Genomic DNA, 16,448 nt, shown 5'->3' on the forward strand with positions numbered 1-16,448 from the left:
ATGAACAACCCCACGCTTGAGAAACCTACCGTGACCACAGAGCTGCCTTCACCTTTGGCCGATATTCATGACCGTGTGATGGAAGCCTATTACGGCAAGCTGGGGGAGCAGTTCATGCGGGAAACGCAGTCCCGCATCCATTGGATCTGCGCCCAGGTCAAAGGGCGCCGGATCCTGGATGTCGGCTGCTCGCAGGGCATCGTGCCCCTGCTGCTGGCACGTGAAGGCTGCCAGGTCACCGGTGTGGATACCAGCCCGCAGGCCATCGCAGAGGCCAAGGGTTACCTGTCTGCCGAACCGGCCCACATCCAGCAGAACGTCACGTATATCAATTCAGACTTCCTCGCGCTGGACACGCTCGAGGTTGAACCGGAAACCATTGTCATCAGCGAAGTGCTCGAACACCTGGTGCGACCGGAACTGTTCGTCGAAAAGGCCCACGACCTGCTCAAGCAGGGTGGCCGCCTGGTGATTACCGTGCCGTTCGGGGTCAATGACTTCATTGACCACAAGCACACGTTCTACCTGATGGAACCGTTCCGGTTGCTGGCCGAGCACTTGCAGATTGTCGAAGTCAAGGTGCTCGGCAAGTGGCTGGGCATCGTTGCGGTGAAGAGCGAAACGCATAAGCCAGGTGTAATCGACTCGCTGACTGTTGATCGCGTTCGTGAACTGGAAAAGGCGTTCGAAGCCATCGAGCGCACTTTGCGGGGAAATCTCGGCGCAATTAGCAAGCGTCTGGATGAAGCGAACAAAAAGTATCGCAGTGCTACGGAACAGATTGGCCAGCTCAAGCCGGAGGCGCAAAAAGCTGACGCCCTTGCCAAACAGTTGCAAAACCGCGAGGCAGAGATTGCCACGTTGCAAAAAACCAACCAGGAATGCCTCGATACCAAGACTCAGATTGCCCATGAGCTTGAAGAGGTAAAGCAGCGGCTGGTGGAGGCCAACAAAAAGTATCGTTTAGCCACCGAACAGTATGGCCTACTGGAACAGAAATTCGTGGCGGTTGAGGAGGCTCGCGCAAAAAGCCTCGCAGACGCCGAACAGCAATACGAGGAGCTCCAGAATCAACACGCCGAAACACAAAGGCAATTGACGGAGGCCTCTGAGGAACTGCGAGGCGCCGCAGAGAAGCAACTGGCGCAGGAAAAGCAGTTCAAGGCTGTAAACGATCAGTTGGCTCAGGCGAGGGAAGTCATTGATAGCCATATCGCCACCATCACCGATCTGCGCGCTCATCAAGCTGCATTGGAAGCTCAACTGCAGTTGATGAGCGACGCTCAAGCGCAGAGCCAGCGTGAGCAAAGCGCCCAGGCAAGCTCCATCAATACCTTGGTTGAACAACGTTCCCAGTTGGAAGACCAGTTGCAGTTAATGTGCGACGCTCAAGCACAAAGCCAGCGTGAGCATAGCGCCCAGGCAAGCTCCATCAATGCCTTGGTTGAACAACGTTCCCAGTTGGAAGACCAGTTGCATAAGCTGTCACTCGCCAAAACTGAATCTGAAGAAGCGCGAGCGGCTCTGACAGAGACCGTTGAGTCGCTTGGCCAGGCCAAAGACATGCTTGAAGAGCAATTGATGCTTGAAAGCACCAGCCGCCAGGCAGCCGAAGCCAGCCTCGCTGCCACCAACAAAGAGTGGCAGAGTCTCCGCCAACAACTTGAAACCGAGATCAACTCGTCCAAGGCAGGCCTTGGCGCGGCAAACATGAAGTACCGCGCCCTGACAGGCGAACAGATCCCGCAATTGAAGGCCAGCATCAGTCAGTTGCTTGAACGCAGCGCCGCTCAGCAACGTAAGATCGATGAACTCAACGAAGACCTCGGTCGCGCTAACGCCCAGCGCAACCTGGCAGAGCAGCGCCTGGTGAAAACCCGCGCAAGCATGACCTATCAGCTCGGCTACCAGATAAAGAACAGCGCCACCTCGCTGGGCGGCCTGGTAAAGCTGCCCGTACGCCTGCTGCGCCTGTACCGCAAAGCCAGCCAGCAACGCCAGCAAAACGAGCAGAAGCTGCTGGCCAACGAACCACGCAAGGCACTGCTGCCGCCAGCACCTGTCGTACAGGACGAGAACTACCTGAAGCTGCCAGCGGCCCTGCCGACCAGCGAACAGAGCCGCACTACTCTGCTACGCCAGGTCGATCAGCCTGTCAGCCGTCTGAAAGTGGCGTGCGTGATGGATGAGTTCACTTTCGGATCCTACCGCTTTGAATGCGACCTGATGCCGCTGACGCCAGCCAACTGGAAAGCAGAAATCGAAGGATTTGGTCCAGAACTGCTGTTCATCGAGTCCGCCTGGCGCGGCAAGGATGACCTGTGGGGCAGCAAAGTAGGCCACAACGGCCAGGAACTGCAGGACATTCTGGCCTGGTGCCGTCAGAACAAGGTACCGACCGTGTTCTGGAACAAGGAAGACCCAGTTCACTTCGAGACCTTCCTGACCACTGCCAAGCAGTTCGATCATGTATTTACCACCGATATCGACTGCATTCACCGCTACAAAGGTGCGCTCGGTCACGACCGCGTCTACCTGCTGCCGTTCGCCTGCCAGCCAGCGCTGCATAACCCGATCGAATTGTACGAGCGCAAAGATGCCTTCTGCTTCGCTGGCGCCTACTACGCGCGTTACCCGGAGCGTACCCGCGATCTGGGCAACTTCGTCTGCGAGTTGCCGAAGTTCCGTCCGCTGGAAATCTTCGATCGCAACTTCGGCAAGAACGACGTCAACTACCAGTTCCCTGCAGAATACCAGCCGTACATCGTCGGTACCCTGCCCTTCGAGAAAATCGACACGGCTTACAAGGGCTATCGCTACGCGATCAACCTGAATTCGATCAAGCAATCTCAATCGATGTTTGCCCGTCGCGTCTTCGAATTGCTCGGCTGCAATACCCTCACCGTGAGCAACTTCTCTCGCGGCGTACGCCTGCTGTTCGGCGACCTGGTTGTTACCACCGACAACGGCGAAGAAATGCTCCGCCGCCTGCAACTGCTGGCGGAAGACCCGCTGAACACTGACAAGCTGCGGCTGGCTGCCCTGCGCAAAGTAATGCAAGAGCATACCTACACTCAGCGCCTGGAATACGTGATGAGTAAGGTCACCGGTACCGCAAAGGCCCAGCGCCTGCCGGAGATTGTGGTCATCGGCGAAGCGCACGACCGCCAGCAGTTCGATTTGTTGCGTGCGAACCTGGATCGCCAGACTTATAGCCAAGTACGAATGATCGTCATCAGCGATACCTACCAGAGCAGCATCGTCGGCGATGATCCACGCATCCAGGTGCTTAAGCCTGGCCAGCTGAAAAAAACCTTGCTGGGTGAACTGGTTGGTAATGCACCTTGGATCGCCGCTTTTGTGCCTGGCGATTACTACGGCCCGAACTACCTGCTGGATCTGGCGCTAGCAACCCGCTACAGCCGCGCCCAAGTTGTCGGTAAAGCGGCCCACTTTACCTGCACAGGCCAAAGTGCAGAACTGCTTTCGAATGAACAAGCCTACCGCCCAACCCAGACGCTGAGTGCCCGACGCGCGCTGGTTGCGACCGGGATCGTTGCCAACCAGCAACTGCGCAGCTGGCTGAAGAGTCTGCCGACGCTGCAGTACACCCATGCTCAAGGCTTGGCCATCGACCCGTTCAACTACTGTGAGAACGGAGCTGCACACCAGGAGAGCATCAGCGCCAAGGTTAATGACCTTGAGCTGAATCTCGGCATGACCATCGATCAACTGCAAGCGCGTGCACAATCCATTGCCCCGCTAGAAATCAACCATGATGCGCCGGAAATCACGGGGCGCGGTTTGGCTGAGATGTTTGGCATCATCCGCAACAAGTTCGTTGACCTGGTCGTTGATGGCGATACCTGGCGCGTGCACTCCAAGCTGGCCGACGGCAAGCATGAGTACATCTACGCCCAGCAGGAAGTCCGTGTGGATGAACTGGGCTGTGAAGATGGGCGCCTCAAGCTGTTTGTTGACTGCACGCCTGGCCTGAACCTGCAGTTGGTCGTGCTGTTCCTTGATGCCGACAAGCAGCGCATCAGCCACGTGATGCAACATGCCAACCGTAACCAAACTTCCGATATTCCACCGGAAGCGGCCTACATTCGCTTCGGTCTGCGTGCCTACTCTGCGGGTAGCACCGAACTGAAGGCACTGGTCCTGGGGCACCGCAACCTGCAGCCATCTGAAATGATGGGCCGCGGAGAGCACTTGCTATTGACCAACCACTATCCGGCCTACTCAGACCTGTACCGCAACAAGTTCGTGCACACCCGGGTCACGGCCTACCAAGAGCGTGGGGTCAACGTAGACGTATTCCGTCTGCGACCGAACGAAACGGTCAGCTACCACGAGTTCCAGAACGTCGATGTGGTTACCGGCTGCACTTCGACCTTGACAAAAATGCTCGAGAAGAATCGCTACAAGTCGATCCTCGTGCACTTCCTCGACGAGCAGATGTGGAACGCACTGCGTCCGTTCCTGAATAGCACGCGTATCACTGTCTGGGTACATGGTGCGGATATCCAGCCTTGGTGGCGTCGCGAGTACAACTTCACCACCGATGAGCAACTGCGTCTGGGTAAGCTCGCTAGCGAAAAACGCATGACGTTCTGGCGCGAACTGCTGCAACCGATGCACCCGAACCTGAAACTGGTATTTGTATCGCGCTACTTCGCGGAAGAAGTGATGGAAGACCTTGGCTTCCGCCTACCTGAAGGCCAGTTCGAAATCATTCACAACCCGATCAACACCGACCTGTTCGACCATCGCGAGAAGTTGGCCGAGCAGCGCAAGAAAGTGCTGTCCATCCGTCCATATACCTCGAAGACCTATGCCAACGACCTGACCGTGAAGGCGATCCAGAGCCTGGCGGGCAAATCCTGGTTCAACGACATGCAGTTCTGCCTGATCGGCGACGGCCCGCTGTTTGAAGAAACCTTGGCACCGCTGCGCAGTTACGGCAACGTCAAGATCCAACAGGGCTTCCTCAACCACTCGGAAATTGCCGATACACACAAGGACTACGGCATCTTCCTTTGCCCAAGCCGCATGGATACCCAAGGTGTATCCCGCGACGAAGCCATGTCATCAGGCCTCGTTCCGGTAACTACTGCCGTGGCTGCCGTTCCTGAGTTCGTCGACAACACATCCGGGTACGTAGTCGAACCGGAGAGCTATGAGCAACTGGCAAAGGCGATCGAGGATATGTACCTCAATGGCAACACGTTCATAGAGAAATCCAAGGCAGCAGCCAAACGTGTTCGCGGGCAGAGTTCCGCTGAAAAAATGGCAGAGCGGGAAATCGCCGTGATTCAGAACCTTTGAAGACGTGATCAGTCCCACTGGAAGCATTTTGTTTTCACAAATGCTAGGTATCTGCATCAGGCCCTCTGAAAGCATGAACGGCTTTGGCCCTAGCCTGTTCACTCGATTTGGACTGCAACACACACGACTTGACGACCTGGGTCAACCGCCCAGGCCTGTCACTGCTGGAAGTGACCACATCATGAAGCTGTATGTTTTAATTATTGCGATCCTGACAACAATATTGTCCGGCTGTGAACAACCACCAACAGGTGATGTTACGACAACAGATAAGTCCGCCAATGTCCTGCACCTGAGTGACTCTATCTATGTTCTACTCAGGGGCACGCTTCAGAAGTCCTACAAGAAGCCCAATAATTCCGGCTTCCTCAATGTGCATGAGTTCGTGTACTCCGGGGTTGACAAGGTAGCTGAAAATGATGTGTACGCCGTCCTGAAAGCCAACGGCTACAAGCGCAAAATCATCGTCAATGACGCCAACCAGTTCAAAGTCCAGTATTACAAAAGGTCCGTTCCTGTGATTGGCGCGGCTTTTACCACACGAAGCCAAGAAAACGGTTACCAAACGCTCGCCAGTATTTATTGGCAGGAAAAATAATGGACGCTCGCACGCTACTTGCGCGTACGGTTTCGGCTTGATATGAAACTCCAGCAACAGATCAAAGATACTATCGGTTGGTGCATTTCCTTGGGCGTAAAATTCGTCCGAGTCGTACCGATAATTACGGTCTTAGTGCAGATCAGCACACTGGCCAGCCAGATACTTCTTCTTCTGGCCTTTTTCCTGCCTCTCAAGGTCATCATCCTGCTGGGATCAGAAAAAACCCCTGCCTATTTTCCGTCCATATTGCATACGCTGGACAAGGATCATCTGATCTATGCGCTGTCAGCTGCTGCAGCACTTTGCTACATAGCCTACTTGATCTTAGAACTGGTTACAGCTCTGCTTTGTCGCAAAGGAACCCGAACGCTTCTAGCGCGAACCTCGAAACTGAATTTGTTTGAGAACCAGGACAAATTTGCTACCAACGCTTACTCACGCTTTAACCGCGCCATGGCCGGGGCAGGCTTTTTCAGCCTCAGCGCGCTGACGCTGCTTTATGTATATCCTAGTTTGTTGGTAGCTATATTCTCCTACTTATTCATCGCAGGTAGCATCTGCATTCTGACGTACAATCACGTTAAAAAAGTCCGAGAGCGCTTCCATCAGCACTACGGAGCGATTCTCAATGCCTTATCCGCGACCGGCTTTCTATTAAGCTTCTTTTTCCTCGTTACTGACTTCTTGTACTCCCAGCACACCAAGGTCTTCAATGCAGTTATTGCTGTGCTTATCATGCGACAAGGTCTGCAAAGACTGGCAAGCATGATTCTTGACATCATCGGACTACGCATTCAACACCGACAAGTGAATGCGTTGTTCTATCAGTCCCAACCACTCATTGAGGTTCGCGCACAGAGCAACGGCCTAGAATACATTCTGAATGTAGACAATAGAGAGAAGTGGGTAAAGTCACTTCTCGAAAAACTACACTTGGGCGCAGTCGAAAGCTACCAGATGCACTGGCATCAGATGGGGCTTGCCGATATTTATTCGTTTACACTACAGCTTGATGGACAGGACAATCCCAATACATTGCTGGTGAAGGTGTTTGGCAGTAATATTTCGTCCTCTGCATTGCAGGAGCGGACGCTACTTCTTACCCAATCCGGCCTACCCGGCCTGCCATTTATTGGCCACTATCGAGTCAGCGACATTGACTGCCATGTCTATGAATTCCAAGATGCTGAAAAACTAATCGGCGGCCGAAAAATTGGCGAGGGTGTCCTTGCGATTGCTCAGAGGCTCATATTACTCGAGCCTTCTGCAGACTTGATTGCGCAGTTTACGCGTACACGCTTGTACCTTGAGCAGCGCCTTGATGAAAGCACAATCAACTCGCTGCGTTTGGCATGCATCAGTGAGGATGACACGCGTAACGTCGACCGTATCATCGAAAACTTACCAACCATCACCAGCCATCTCGCCGCGCTTCCCCGACAGATCGTACCTTTGGACATGACCAACAGTACAATTCTATCTTCACCTTCATCTGGTTTTGTCATCAGCCATTGGAGCAACTGGCGAATAGAAGCGATTGGTTGTAGCTGGCCTGTTACCCAGAAAGAAGCACTTTTCGAGATATTGAACTCCACAGTTCAACGTCAGGTGCTCGCTTCCGCGGCCCCTCAAAAGGTCTGGCTGGCAGCCCTGATGTACATGCTTGAAAAAAATATCATCCGTAAAGAATATTCGGCAGCTCTTGCATTGACACCCGACATCGTCAACTGCATTGAAATTTTCGATTCACCCGCAGCTGTAGAGGGCGCGACGCAATGACAAAAGTATCCATGATTGTCTGGAACGAGTTCCTGAACGACGCGCGCGTGATGAAGGAGGCTCAGACGCTGCAACGCGCGGGATACAAGGTAAGGGTATTCGCACTGCACACCCCTGGCGTTACACAAGAGCACACGGTACTGCCAGACGGTATCGAAGTAGTGCGGGTAGCACGTTCCCCTCTATGGAAACTTCGCAATAAGAACGTACGGCTTGCCACCAAAGCCGCTGGTCAGGCATCAGCTCCCTCCCCTATCAAGCCCAGCCTGAAGCTGCTTTTACTCAGGGCCATCGCGCGCGGATGGACGCACTTTGCATTGCTCCTCAAGATGCTTGAGTACCGCGCCCCCATTGTTCATTCTCATGATGTGAATACTCTTCCCACTGCGTGGATGGCCGCAAAGCTGTCGCGTTCCAAGCTTGTATACGACGCACATGAAATCAGCACCAGTCGAGAAGGCTACAAAAGCCTGAGAAAGGTTGTGGGTTTCGTTGAGAAATGGTTGATGCCATCTGCCAACGGTACCATCACTACGACTGACGCACGCGCCAAATACTTCGCGAGGGCTTATGGGGTAGAACGGCCGTTGGTTTTGCAAAACCGTCCTAGACTTGTCGAGAGTCCTCGCTCCAATAAAATCAGAGATGAACTGGGGCTGGTTGAGTCGTGGCCAATCGTTGTTTATCAGGGCGGTTTGCAGCAAGGACGCGGCTTGGAAAAACTAGTCCGCTGTGCCCAGCATGTGCCTGATTGCTATTTTGTGTTAATTGGTGGAGGCCGATTGACTCAGCCCCTCATGGAACTAGCAGAGAAGTTGAATATACGGCATAAAGTCCACTTTATCCCGACTGTAGCCTTGGCTGAGCTTCCTGCCTATACGGCATCTGCAGACATTGGGTTACAGCCCATTGAGAACACCTGCCTCAACCATTACACGACCGACTCGAACAAACTCTTCGAGTATGTGATCGCTGGGTTGCCAGTGATCGCTACCGACTTCCCCGAAATACGCAAAATCGTCAGAAACAATGAAATCGGCATTCTGGTGCCTGCAAACGATGAGCAGGCACTGATCGACGCGATTGTGAAACTTCTGAATGATCGGGACCTTTGCGAACGTTTCTCGAACAACGCAAAGCGTACAGCACGGAATTTGAACTGGGAAACTCAGGAAAAGTGCCTGATCGATCTTTATGAGCGGGTACTACTTGCCCCTGCTCAGGCCAGGTGATCCGACCGTGAAAACTCGAATTCTCTTTTTGAGCTTTTACTATCCTCCGGATTTGTCGGCAGGGTCTTTCCGTGCAGAAGCATTGGTAAAAGCGCTCCTGGATAATGTTGGTGACCACGTAGAAATCGACGTCATCACCACACAACCTAATCGATACCACACCTTCAAAGCCAATGCCTCTAGCTATGAGCAATTACCTAGCCTGACTGTTCGGCGTCTTACTGTACCCACACATAAAAGCGGTTTCATAGACCAAGCATTTTCATTTGGCAGTTTTGCCATGCAAGTGTGCAAAGCAGTAAAACACAAGCGCTACGATCTGGTATTCGCGACATCGTCGCGGTTGATGACAGCCTCACTGGGCGCCTACATCTCCCGTAGAACAGGCACGAAACTGTACCTGGATATCAGGGATATTTTTGTTGACACCTTGCAAGGGGTGCTTCCGCCGACACTTGGGAAAATAGCCTCCTTTGTTTTTTCATCAGTAGAAGCTATCACTATCCGGCAAGCCGCCAAAGTGAATCTTATTTCACCTGGTTTTATCCCGTATTTTACCAAACGCTACCCAGAAAAAGCGTTTACGCTGTACACCAACGGAATCGATGAGCTTTTCCTGACACCTCCCCCTGCGGCAATTGCGACGCAAAGCGCCTCAGCACAACCACGCCGACTGAAAATTGTATATGCGGGGAATATTGGTGCCGGCCAAGGTTTGCACTTGATAGTGCCGCAACTGGCCAAACACCTAGAACACGAAGCAGACTTCCATATCATTGGCTCCGGCGGCGCAATTAGCCTACTCGAAAAGGCACTTGAGCGCGAAAAAGTCAGCAACGTCTATCTAGCTCCGCCGATGAAACGTGACTCTTTACTTCGACTTTATCGCGAAGCAGATGCTCTATTCCTGCATCTGAATTACATGAAAGCTTTCCGTCGCGTCCTGCCCTCAAAGCTATTCGAATATGCAGCTACGCAAAAGCCCATATTGGCGGGCCTGTCAGGCTACCCTGGTCGCTTTGCCAGTAGACACATTCAAAATACCGCTGTATTCAATCCATGCGATATCGAAGGCGCAATAAAGTCCTTCAGAAAACTTGAGTTTCGTCCGACTGCCAGAAGTGAATTCATACAAAAATATTCACGGACATCTATCAAAAAAGAGATGGCTTTCGATCTGCTCAGAACATCACCAAAGCATGCAGAGTTTGAGCAGACAGAATAGTAACCAACCGCTAAATTTGCCAGAATAAAAATTTACACTTACACACCAACAATCCTAGGCTTACAGTTTAATATGAAAAGAACCACCTGTATTGCAATCTTGTCCTGCCTGCTCGCTTTGGGCGGCTGCAATGAAGAAAAAGGCGTTGACATTCAGCTTCCTACGGGTGAAAAGTTGACCCTAGAAGGCAACATAAATAAGAACACTAGCAAACCTATTGAAAATGGCACGTTAAAAAGCTTTGAAGTTCAGTATACGCTCGCACAAGACGCCGCCAAAGCGAAAATAAACGAGCACTTCCGCGCGCTGGGCTATATTGCCTCCGAGCAGCAAAATCCTGCGTCGACAGCCCTGAAAACTCACTACATAAAAAAAGATGCTCCTACCATCGGCGTTGTAATCAACGACAAAACACCGGCCGTAGTCAGCATTTACTGGCAGGAAAAGCAGAAATAATCAGTATCTTTCTCAACGATCAGCTTTACGTTGGTTTTTTTAATACTCCCGCCATGAGCACCATCGTAGCGGGAGTATAACCTCCCAGATAACAGTTTTTTAAAAACACAGCCCCTTCAAATTCGGCCTATACCGCCAACACACAAAACCAAAACGCAGAATATTGGTGCACGGACCTGACTGCTAAAAATTGAAAGGACACAGGGCAAAAGAGCAATGAAGATTCATTACGAAGCATTGACAACCGATTGGTTTGACCGGGCAATGAGCACAGGCCCAAACAGAACCGATTGGCAACCGAAGCATCATCTAGATTTGTTCAGGCCGTGGCCAGAGAAGTATGTAACCGATTACCACCAGCCGTTTAACCCTTATGCCTTTGCAATTAATGCATGCGCACTAGATGCTTCATGCAAGAAACACGGCATATCAAAAGCCATGCTCGACCAGATAGACTATATTGACTTGGCGGCAAGTATATATACCGAAACAATAGACGACCACGACTACGTAAGAAACGACTTTGCGTTCCCAATGTACTGGGCGACAATGAAAAAGCCATTCTATGGCGCGTTCATGAATGCCTACACTGCATACGGATACATGCGTCTATACGAAGCAACCGAAAACGAGAAATACTTAGACAAGTCCGTCAGGCTTATCAGAACAATTATATCCAAAGATGCATCCATGAGGCTGTCCGAAAAGGACTCCAATGGTGACCTTTGGCTTTACGAGTATGTTTTCACCCCCCAAGAGAACGAAATCGAATACCTAAAGCAGTTGGGGACGGAAATACAAGAAAATGGCAATATGCGCTTTCGCGTCTACAATGGCCATATAGGTGCAATAATAGCTCTTCTGAAATTCCGAAAGCTTACTGGCATGAGTTTTGTCGATGAATCCATCGAGCAAGCAATACTGACAATGTCCAAAAACTTAAGTGGTCAAATTTTTGAGGCAAAATACTTTTCTTATTCAATTGAAGCCGCATTACTCCCCGATTATGGACAGGCAAGAGCCGTCCATCTTGCAAAACACATCGCCGAAGCAACCGACGATGTAAGCCTCAAAACAACCGCACAAACTTTTGAAGAGTTCTATTCGAAAACAATCAAGGAATGCGAAAAAGAAACCTATTTGGCAGGAAGAAAAGCGGCCCTCGATTTTTACACACCATTAAAAATGCAACTAACAACAAAAAAAGAGCCTCAACCTTCGCTTTAATCGATTGAAGAATTGAAATTGCTTTCATTATCTCATGGTGTTTTCTATTTTTGAGCAGGCTTTGGACCACAGAGCTCGCTCTCCCTTTAAAGGTAACAGGGTTCAAAGACCTTCTTGTCTTTGCTCGCATTTTCATCGATAGTCGTAATGCAATATCGCGAGATGCGACAACTTTAAGCCAAATTAGTTCAAAGAACCTTCACCAAAAATGTTGGATCCAATACTCGCTGATCCCTTCTTTCCACCCTAAAACCCGGTCGGGATGCTTCCTGATCGTGGAGCTCGCGTTGCATTCCTAATGCCGTCTATGGATAATGAAAGCTCAGTTACCGGTAAGCGACATCTTGGAGATCGCCAAGCTGCCTCCACATTATTGGGCGCGAAGCGAACTGTAACTAGGTGAGAGGCCTGACGGAACAGGACCCGCATCCATTTATGTGAAGCTAGAATAGAGAAGGCTGAAGAAGATAGTGATCAAGAACTTGATGATTTACGGTAGCTGTGTATCTAGAGATATATTCAACCTAGAAGACAGCCGAGTATTTAAGTTAACCGATTACTTCGCAAGGTCTTCCATGGCTTCGCTATGCAGTGCTGCATACGAAAATGAGGAGGCACTCAACCGTATACCGTCTGCATTCAGACGGCGCATGGTTGCGTACGATTTTTCCAAGCAAATCCTCACAAATACAGATGCGTTCCACAACGCCGATCTAATACTAATCGATCTAATCGATGAGAGATTCGACCTTGTCGCCCTACCATCCGGACAAATAATTACAAAATCTAGTGAGCTAGTTGAGAGCGGCCTGCTGACTGACGGCAGCGCCAATGGCTTTAGACTAATTAAGCCCGGCTCATCTGAGCGCCGAGCGCTATGGATTCAAGGAATGCACAAGTTCCTCGAAATCCTAGAACAGCATAAGAAACTCGACCGCGTCATCGTCAACAAGGTACATTGGGCCTCACACTTTGAGAACTCAAGCGAGACGACTTTCCCAGTTTCTTTAGATGCGATTGAAAAAGCCAATCGAGAGTTGGATTGGATGTATGGTGAACTGGAAAAAAAGTTACACAAAAATCAATTTCTGCACTTCCCACCTCAACTTTTCGCATCAGACGAACATCACCGCTGGGGAATATCCCCCTTTCACTATTGCGAGCGATACTACAAAGAAGCCCTCTCGCAACTGAATTCAATAACATCTGCAAACAACGCCATTAAATCTGTACCCGAAGAGCCTACCCAGAAGGATTCGCTGCTTATTTCTGAAGGAGCAACGATTACCGCTACTGCCAGGAAGTCGGAAGATGGGATTTTTGCGCACTGCTCATTGGTAATGAATGGAAGAATGTACGAGAGCGGGAGCTTCGCATTCTATTTGCTAGTAGATGGAAACAAACATGACGTTCGTTGGTACCAAGCGTCACAAAGTGCTCGTTTCTCTATTCCTGACACGCCAGGAGAGTTGAGCATTATGGCCTTCTATCAGGATTCTCTAGGCGAAAGAATTTCTTGTAAATGCACCGTAAGGTCTTTGGATCACTTAAGCGAGTAGTCGTTTCAGCCTTATGCATGGCTTGGCCATGCATAAGGCAATTACCATTGGCGACTACGAAGGCCAGAAGCCATGGAGATACACGTCCTGCTGAATTATTAAGCGCTCTGTCACTAGCTTGGAGCAATTAACGGAGGGTTTTTCCACTCAAGACATCTGCATATAATTCAATAAACCCTATCCCCCACCAACCTCTTCAAATACTGCCCATACCCATTCTTAGCCAACGGCTCCGCCAACTTCAGCAACTGTTCCGCCCCAATCCACCCCTGCCTGTACGCCACCTCTTCCGGACAAGCCACCTTCAACCCCTGCCGCCGCTCAATAGTCGCGATATACCCACTCGCCTCGAGCAACGAGTCATGCGTCCCGGTATCCAGCCAGGCATACCCGCGCCCCATGATCTCCACCGACAACCGGTTCTGCTCCAGGTATACCCGGTTCAAATCGGTAATCTCCAGCTCACCCCGCGCAGATGGCTTGATGCCTTTGGCAATCTCGACCACGTCCTTGTCGTAGAAGTACAACCCGGTCACGGCATAACTGGACTTCGGCTTGGTCGGCTTCTCCTCCAGGCTGATCGCCTTGCCCTTCTCATCGAACTCGACCACGCCGTAACGCTCGGGGTCGTGCACGTGGTAGGCGAACACGCTGGCGCCTTCGTCGCGATCCATGGCGTTGCGCAGCAGTTGCTGGAAGTCGTGGCCGTAATAGATGTTGTCGCCCAGCACCAGTGCCGACAGGTCGTTGCCAATGAAGTCTTCACCAATCAGAAAGGCCTGCGCCAGGCCGTCTGGCGAGGCCTGCACGGCGTAGCTGATGTTGATGCCCCACTGGTGGCCGTCGCCCAGCAGTTGCTCGAAACGCGGGGTGTCCTGCGGGGTGGAGATGATCAGGATGTCCTGGATACCCGCCAGCATCAGGGTGGTCAACGGGTAGTAGATCATCGGCTTGTCGTAAACCGGCAGCAGCTGCTTGGAAATAGCCAGGGTCGCGGGGTGCAGACGGGTACCCGACCCGCCCGCCAGAATGATGCCTTTACGCTTCATAGTGGTCATTTCTCGTGTATTTCCGTAAGCATGCGAGCCACACCCAGGCGCCAGTCTGGCAGGTTCAGGGCAAAGGCTTGCTGCAGTTTATGGGTGTCCAGACGCGAGTTGGCCGGCCGCTTGGCCGGGGTCGGGTAGGCGTCGGTGGTCAACGGGTTGACCTGTTCGGCGTGGGCTTTCAATGGCACACCCAAGGCCGCTGCCTGCTCCAGCACGTAACGGGCGTAGCCGTACCAGGTGGTTTCACCGGCCGCCGCCAGGTGATACAGGCCAGCCAGGGCCGGGTCGTGGCGGGTGGCGGTGATTGCGTGGGCGGTGATGTCGGCGATCAGTTCGGCGCCGGTCGGGGCGCCGTGCTGGTCGTAGATCACGCCCAGGCTGTCGCGTTCCGCAGCCAGGCGCAGCATGGTCTTGGCGAAGTTGTTGCCGCGTGCGGCATACACCCAGCAGGTTCGGAAGATCAGGTGCTGGCAACCGGCGGCCTGGATGGCCTGTTCGCCGGCCAGCTTGCTTTCGCCATAGGCATTCAGTGGGCCGACGCTGTCGTCTTCGCGCCAAGCTTGGGTACCCTGCCCTGGGAACACGTAATCGGTGGAGTAATGCACCAGCAATGCTCCGCAGTCGGCGGCGGCGCGGGCCAGCACGCCGACGGCTTCGGCGTTTACCTTGAAGGCTTGTTCACGGTCGCTTTCCGCCTTGTCCACGGCAGTGTAGGCGGCGGCGTTGACGATTACATCGGGGGCGTAGGCGCGCACTGTTTCGGCCAGGCCCGGCAGGTTGGCCAGGTCGCCGCAGTGTGCCTGGCTGCGGGAATTGAGCGCCAGCACCTGGCCCAGCGGGGCCAGGCTGCGTTGTAGCTCCCAACCTACCTGGCCGTCCTTGCCCAGTAGCAGAATCTTCATGCCGAGCGCCCTGCGTAATTTTTCTCGACCCAGTCGCGGTAGCTGCCGGACTGTACGTTCTGCACCCACTCCTGGTTGTCGAGGTACCAGGCCACGGTCTTGCGAATACCGGTTTCGAAGGTTTCGGCAGGCTTCCAGCCCAGTTCGCGCTCGAGCTTGCGGGCGTCGATGGCATAGCGGCGGTCATGGCCTGGGCGGTCGGTCACGTAAGTGATCTGCTCGGCGTAGGGCTTGCCGTCGGCGCGGGGGCGCAGTTCGTCCAGCAGGGCGCACACGCGGTTGACGATTTCCAGGTTGGGCTTTTCGTTCCAGCCGCCCACGTTGTACACCTCGCCGGTCTTGCCGGCTTCCAGCACGCGGCGGATGGCGCTGCAGTGGTCCTTGACGTACAGCCAGTCGCGAATCTGCTGGCCGTCGCCGTATACCGGCAGCGGTTTGCCGGCCAGGGCGTTGACGATCATCAGCGGGATGAGCTTTTCCGGGAAGTGGTAAGGGCCGTAGTTGTTCGAGCAGTTGGTGGTCAGCACCGGCAGGCCGTAGGTGTGGTGGTACGAGCGCACCAGGTGGTCGCTGGCAGCCTTGCTGGCCGAGTACGGGCTGTTGGGCTGGTACTGGTGGGTTTCGGTGAAGGCCGGTTCATCGGCGGCCAGCGAACCATACACTTCGTCGGTGGACACATGCAGGAAGCGGAAGGCCTGACGCGATTGCTCATCCAGGCCGCCCCAGTAGGCGCGTACGGCTTCCAGCAGGCGGAAGGTGCCGACGATGTTGGTTTCGATGAAGTCTTCCGGGCCGTGGATCGAGCGGTCGACGTGGGACTCGGCGGCAAAGTTGACGATGGCGCGTGGCTGGTGGGTTTTCAGCAGCTGTTCCACCAGCGCGGAATCACCAATGTCGCCATGCACGAAAATGTGCCGCGCGTCGTTCTGCAGGCTGCTCAAGGTCTGCAGGTTGCCTGCGTAGGTGAGTTTGTCGAGGTTGACCACGGGCTCGTCATTGCCGGCCAGCCAGTCCAGCACGAAGTTCGCGCCAATGAAGCCCGCACCACCAGTTACCAGAATAGTCATCGTTCAGTTCTTCCCAATTC

Annotated in this window: 11 protein-coding genes; 8 read left to right on the forward strand and 3 right to left on the reverse strand. The window is 53.0% G+C overall.

The window, feature by feature from the left end:
- The 8 genes from CAG00_RS21745 (at position 1) to CAG00_RS21780 (ending at position 13,410) form a co-directional block, all read left to right on the forward strand.
- On the forward strand, positions 1-5,331 hold the full coding sequence (locus CAG00_RS21745) for a glycosyltransferase (protein ID WP_085665310.1): 5,331 nt from the start codon (positions 1-3) through the stop codon (positions 5,329-5,331).
- Positions 5,332-5,512: 181 nt separating this feature from the next.
- Positions 5,513-5,929, forward strand: coding sequence for a hypothetical protein (locus CAG00_RS21750; protein ID WP_085665311.1), 417 nt, complete (start codon positions 5,513-5,515; stop codon positions 5,927-5,929).
- 42 nt (positions 5,930-5,971) lie between these two features.
- On the forward strand, positions 5,972-7,711 hold the full coding sequence (locus tag CAG00_RS21755) for a hypothetical protein (RefSeq protein ID WP_085665312.1): 1,740 nt from the start codon (positions 5,972-5,974) through the stop codon (positions 7,709-7,711).
- The gene (locus CAG00_RS21760; RefSeq protein WP_085665313.1) at positions 7,708-8,943 is read left to right on the forward strand and encodes a glycosyltransferase family 4 protein; all 1,236 of its coding nucleotides are present in this window, start codon (positions 7,708-7,710) and stop codon (positions 8,941-8,943) included. The genes CAG00_RS21755 and CAG00_RS21760 overlap by 4 nt, the downstream gene beginning before the upstream one ends.
- A gap of 7 nt (positions 8,944-8,950) precedes the next feature.
- On the forward strand, positions 8,951-10,168 hold the full coding sequence (locus CAG00_RS21765; RefSeq protein ID WP_085665359.1) for a glycosyltransferase family 4 protein: 1,218 nt from the start codon (positions 8,951-8,953) through the stop codon (positions 10,166-10,168).
- Between the two features lie 72 nt (positions 10,169-10,240).
- Entirely contained in the window at positions 10,241-10,624 is a 384-nt protein-coding gene (locus CAG00_RS21770; RefSeq protein ID WP_085665314.1) for a hypothetical protein, read from the forward strand.
- A gap of 216 nt (positions 10,625-10,840) precedes the next feature.
- Positions 10,841-11,851: a D-glucuronyl C5-epimerase family protein gene (locus CAG00_RS21775; protein WP_139832821.1), complete on the forward strand. Its 1,011-nt coding sequence runs from the start codon at positions 10,841-10,843 to the stop codon at positions 11,849-11,851.
- 470 nt (positions 11,852-12,321) lie between these two features.
- Entirely contained in the window at positions 12,322-13,410 is a 1,089-nt protein-coding gene (locus CAG00_RS21780) for a DUF6270 domain-containing protein (protein WP_085590028.1), read from the forward strand.
- Between the two features lie 167 nt (positions 13,411-13,577).
- Here the strand turns inward: CAG00_RS21780 and rfbA are convergent, their stop codons facing one another.
- Genes rfbA through rfbB form a run of 3 tightly spaced genes read right to left on the reverse strand, consistent with a single transcriptional unit; the run spans position 13,578 to position 16,428 of the window.
- Positions 13,578-14,459, reverse strand: coding sequence for a glucose-1-phosphate thymidylyltransferase RfbA (gene rfbA / locus CAG00_RS21785; RefSeq protein WP_085590156.1), 882 nt, complete (start codon positions 14,457-14,459; stop codon positions 13,578-13,580).
- Positions 14,460-14,464: 5 nt separating this feature from the next.
- Positions 14,465-15,361, reverse strand: a complete 897-nt coding sequence (gene rfbD, locus CAG00_RS21790) for a dTDP-4-dehydrorhamnose reductase (RefSeq protein ID WP_085665316.1) — start codon at positions 15,359-15,361, stop codon at positions 14,465-14,467.
- On the reverse strand, positions 15,358-16,428 hold the full coding sequence (gene rfbB / locus CAG00_RS21795) for a dTDP-glucose 4,6-dehydratase (RefSeq protein ID WP_085590025.1): 1,071 nt from the start codon (positions 16,426-16,428) through the stop codon (positions 15,358-15,360). The genes rfbD and rfbB overlap by 4 nt, the downstream gene beginning before the upstream one ends.
- Between the last annotated feature and the right edge of the window lie 20 nt (positions 16,429-16,448).

It is taken from the genome of Pseudomonas sp. B5(2017) (genome assembly GCF_002112825.1).
In the GTDB taxonomy this organism is placed as follows: Bacteria; Pseudomonadota; Gammaproteobacteria; order Pseudomonadales; family Pseudomonadaceae; genus Aquipseudomonas; species Aquipseudomonas putida_Z.

Bases quoted from the DNA above. Each gene is read 5' to 3' on its own strand.
- CAG00_RS21760 (WP_085665313.1), top strand. From the start codon at position 7,708: ATGACAAAAGTATCCATGATTGTCTGGAACGAGTTCCTGAACGACGCG.
- rfbD (WP_085665316.1), bottom strand. From the start codon at position 15,361: ATGAAGATTCTGCTACTGGGCAAGGACGGCCAGGTAGGTTGGGAGCTA.
- CAG00_RS21755 (WP_085665312.1), top strand. From the start codon at position 5,972: ATGAAACTCCAGCAACAGATCAAAGATACTATCGGTTGGTGCATTTCC.
- CAG00_RS21775 (WP_139832821.1), top strand. From the start codon at position 10,841: ATGAAGATTCATTACGAAGCATTGACAACCGATTGGTTTGACCGGGCA.
- CAG00_RS21770 (WP_085665314.1), top strand. From the start codon at position 10,241: ATGAAAAGAACCACCTGTATTGCAATCTTGTCCTGCCTGCTCGCTTTG.
- rfbA (WP_085590156.1), bottom strand. From the start codon at position 14,459: ATGAAGCGTAAAGGCATCATTCTGGCGGGCGGGTCGGGTACCCGTCTG.
- CAG00_RS21750 (WP_085665311.1), top strand. From the start codon at position 5,513: ATGAAGCTGTATGTTTTAATTATTGCGATCCTGACAACAATATTGTCC.
- CAG00_RS21745 (WP_085665310.1), top strand. From the start codon at position 1: ATGAACAACCCCACGCTTGAGAAACCTACCGTGACCACAGAGCTGCCT.
- rfbB (WP_085590025.1), bottom strand. From the start codon at position 16,428: ATGACTATTCTGGTAACTGGTGGTGCGGGCTTCATTGGCGCGAACTTC.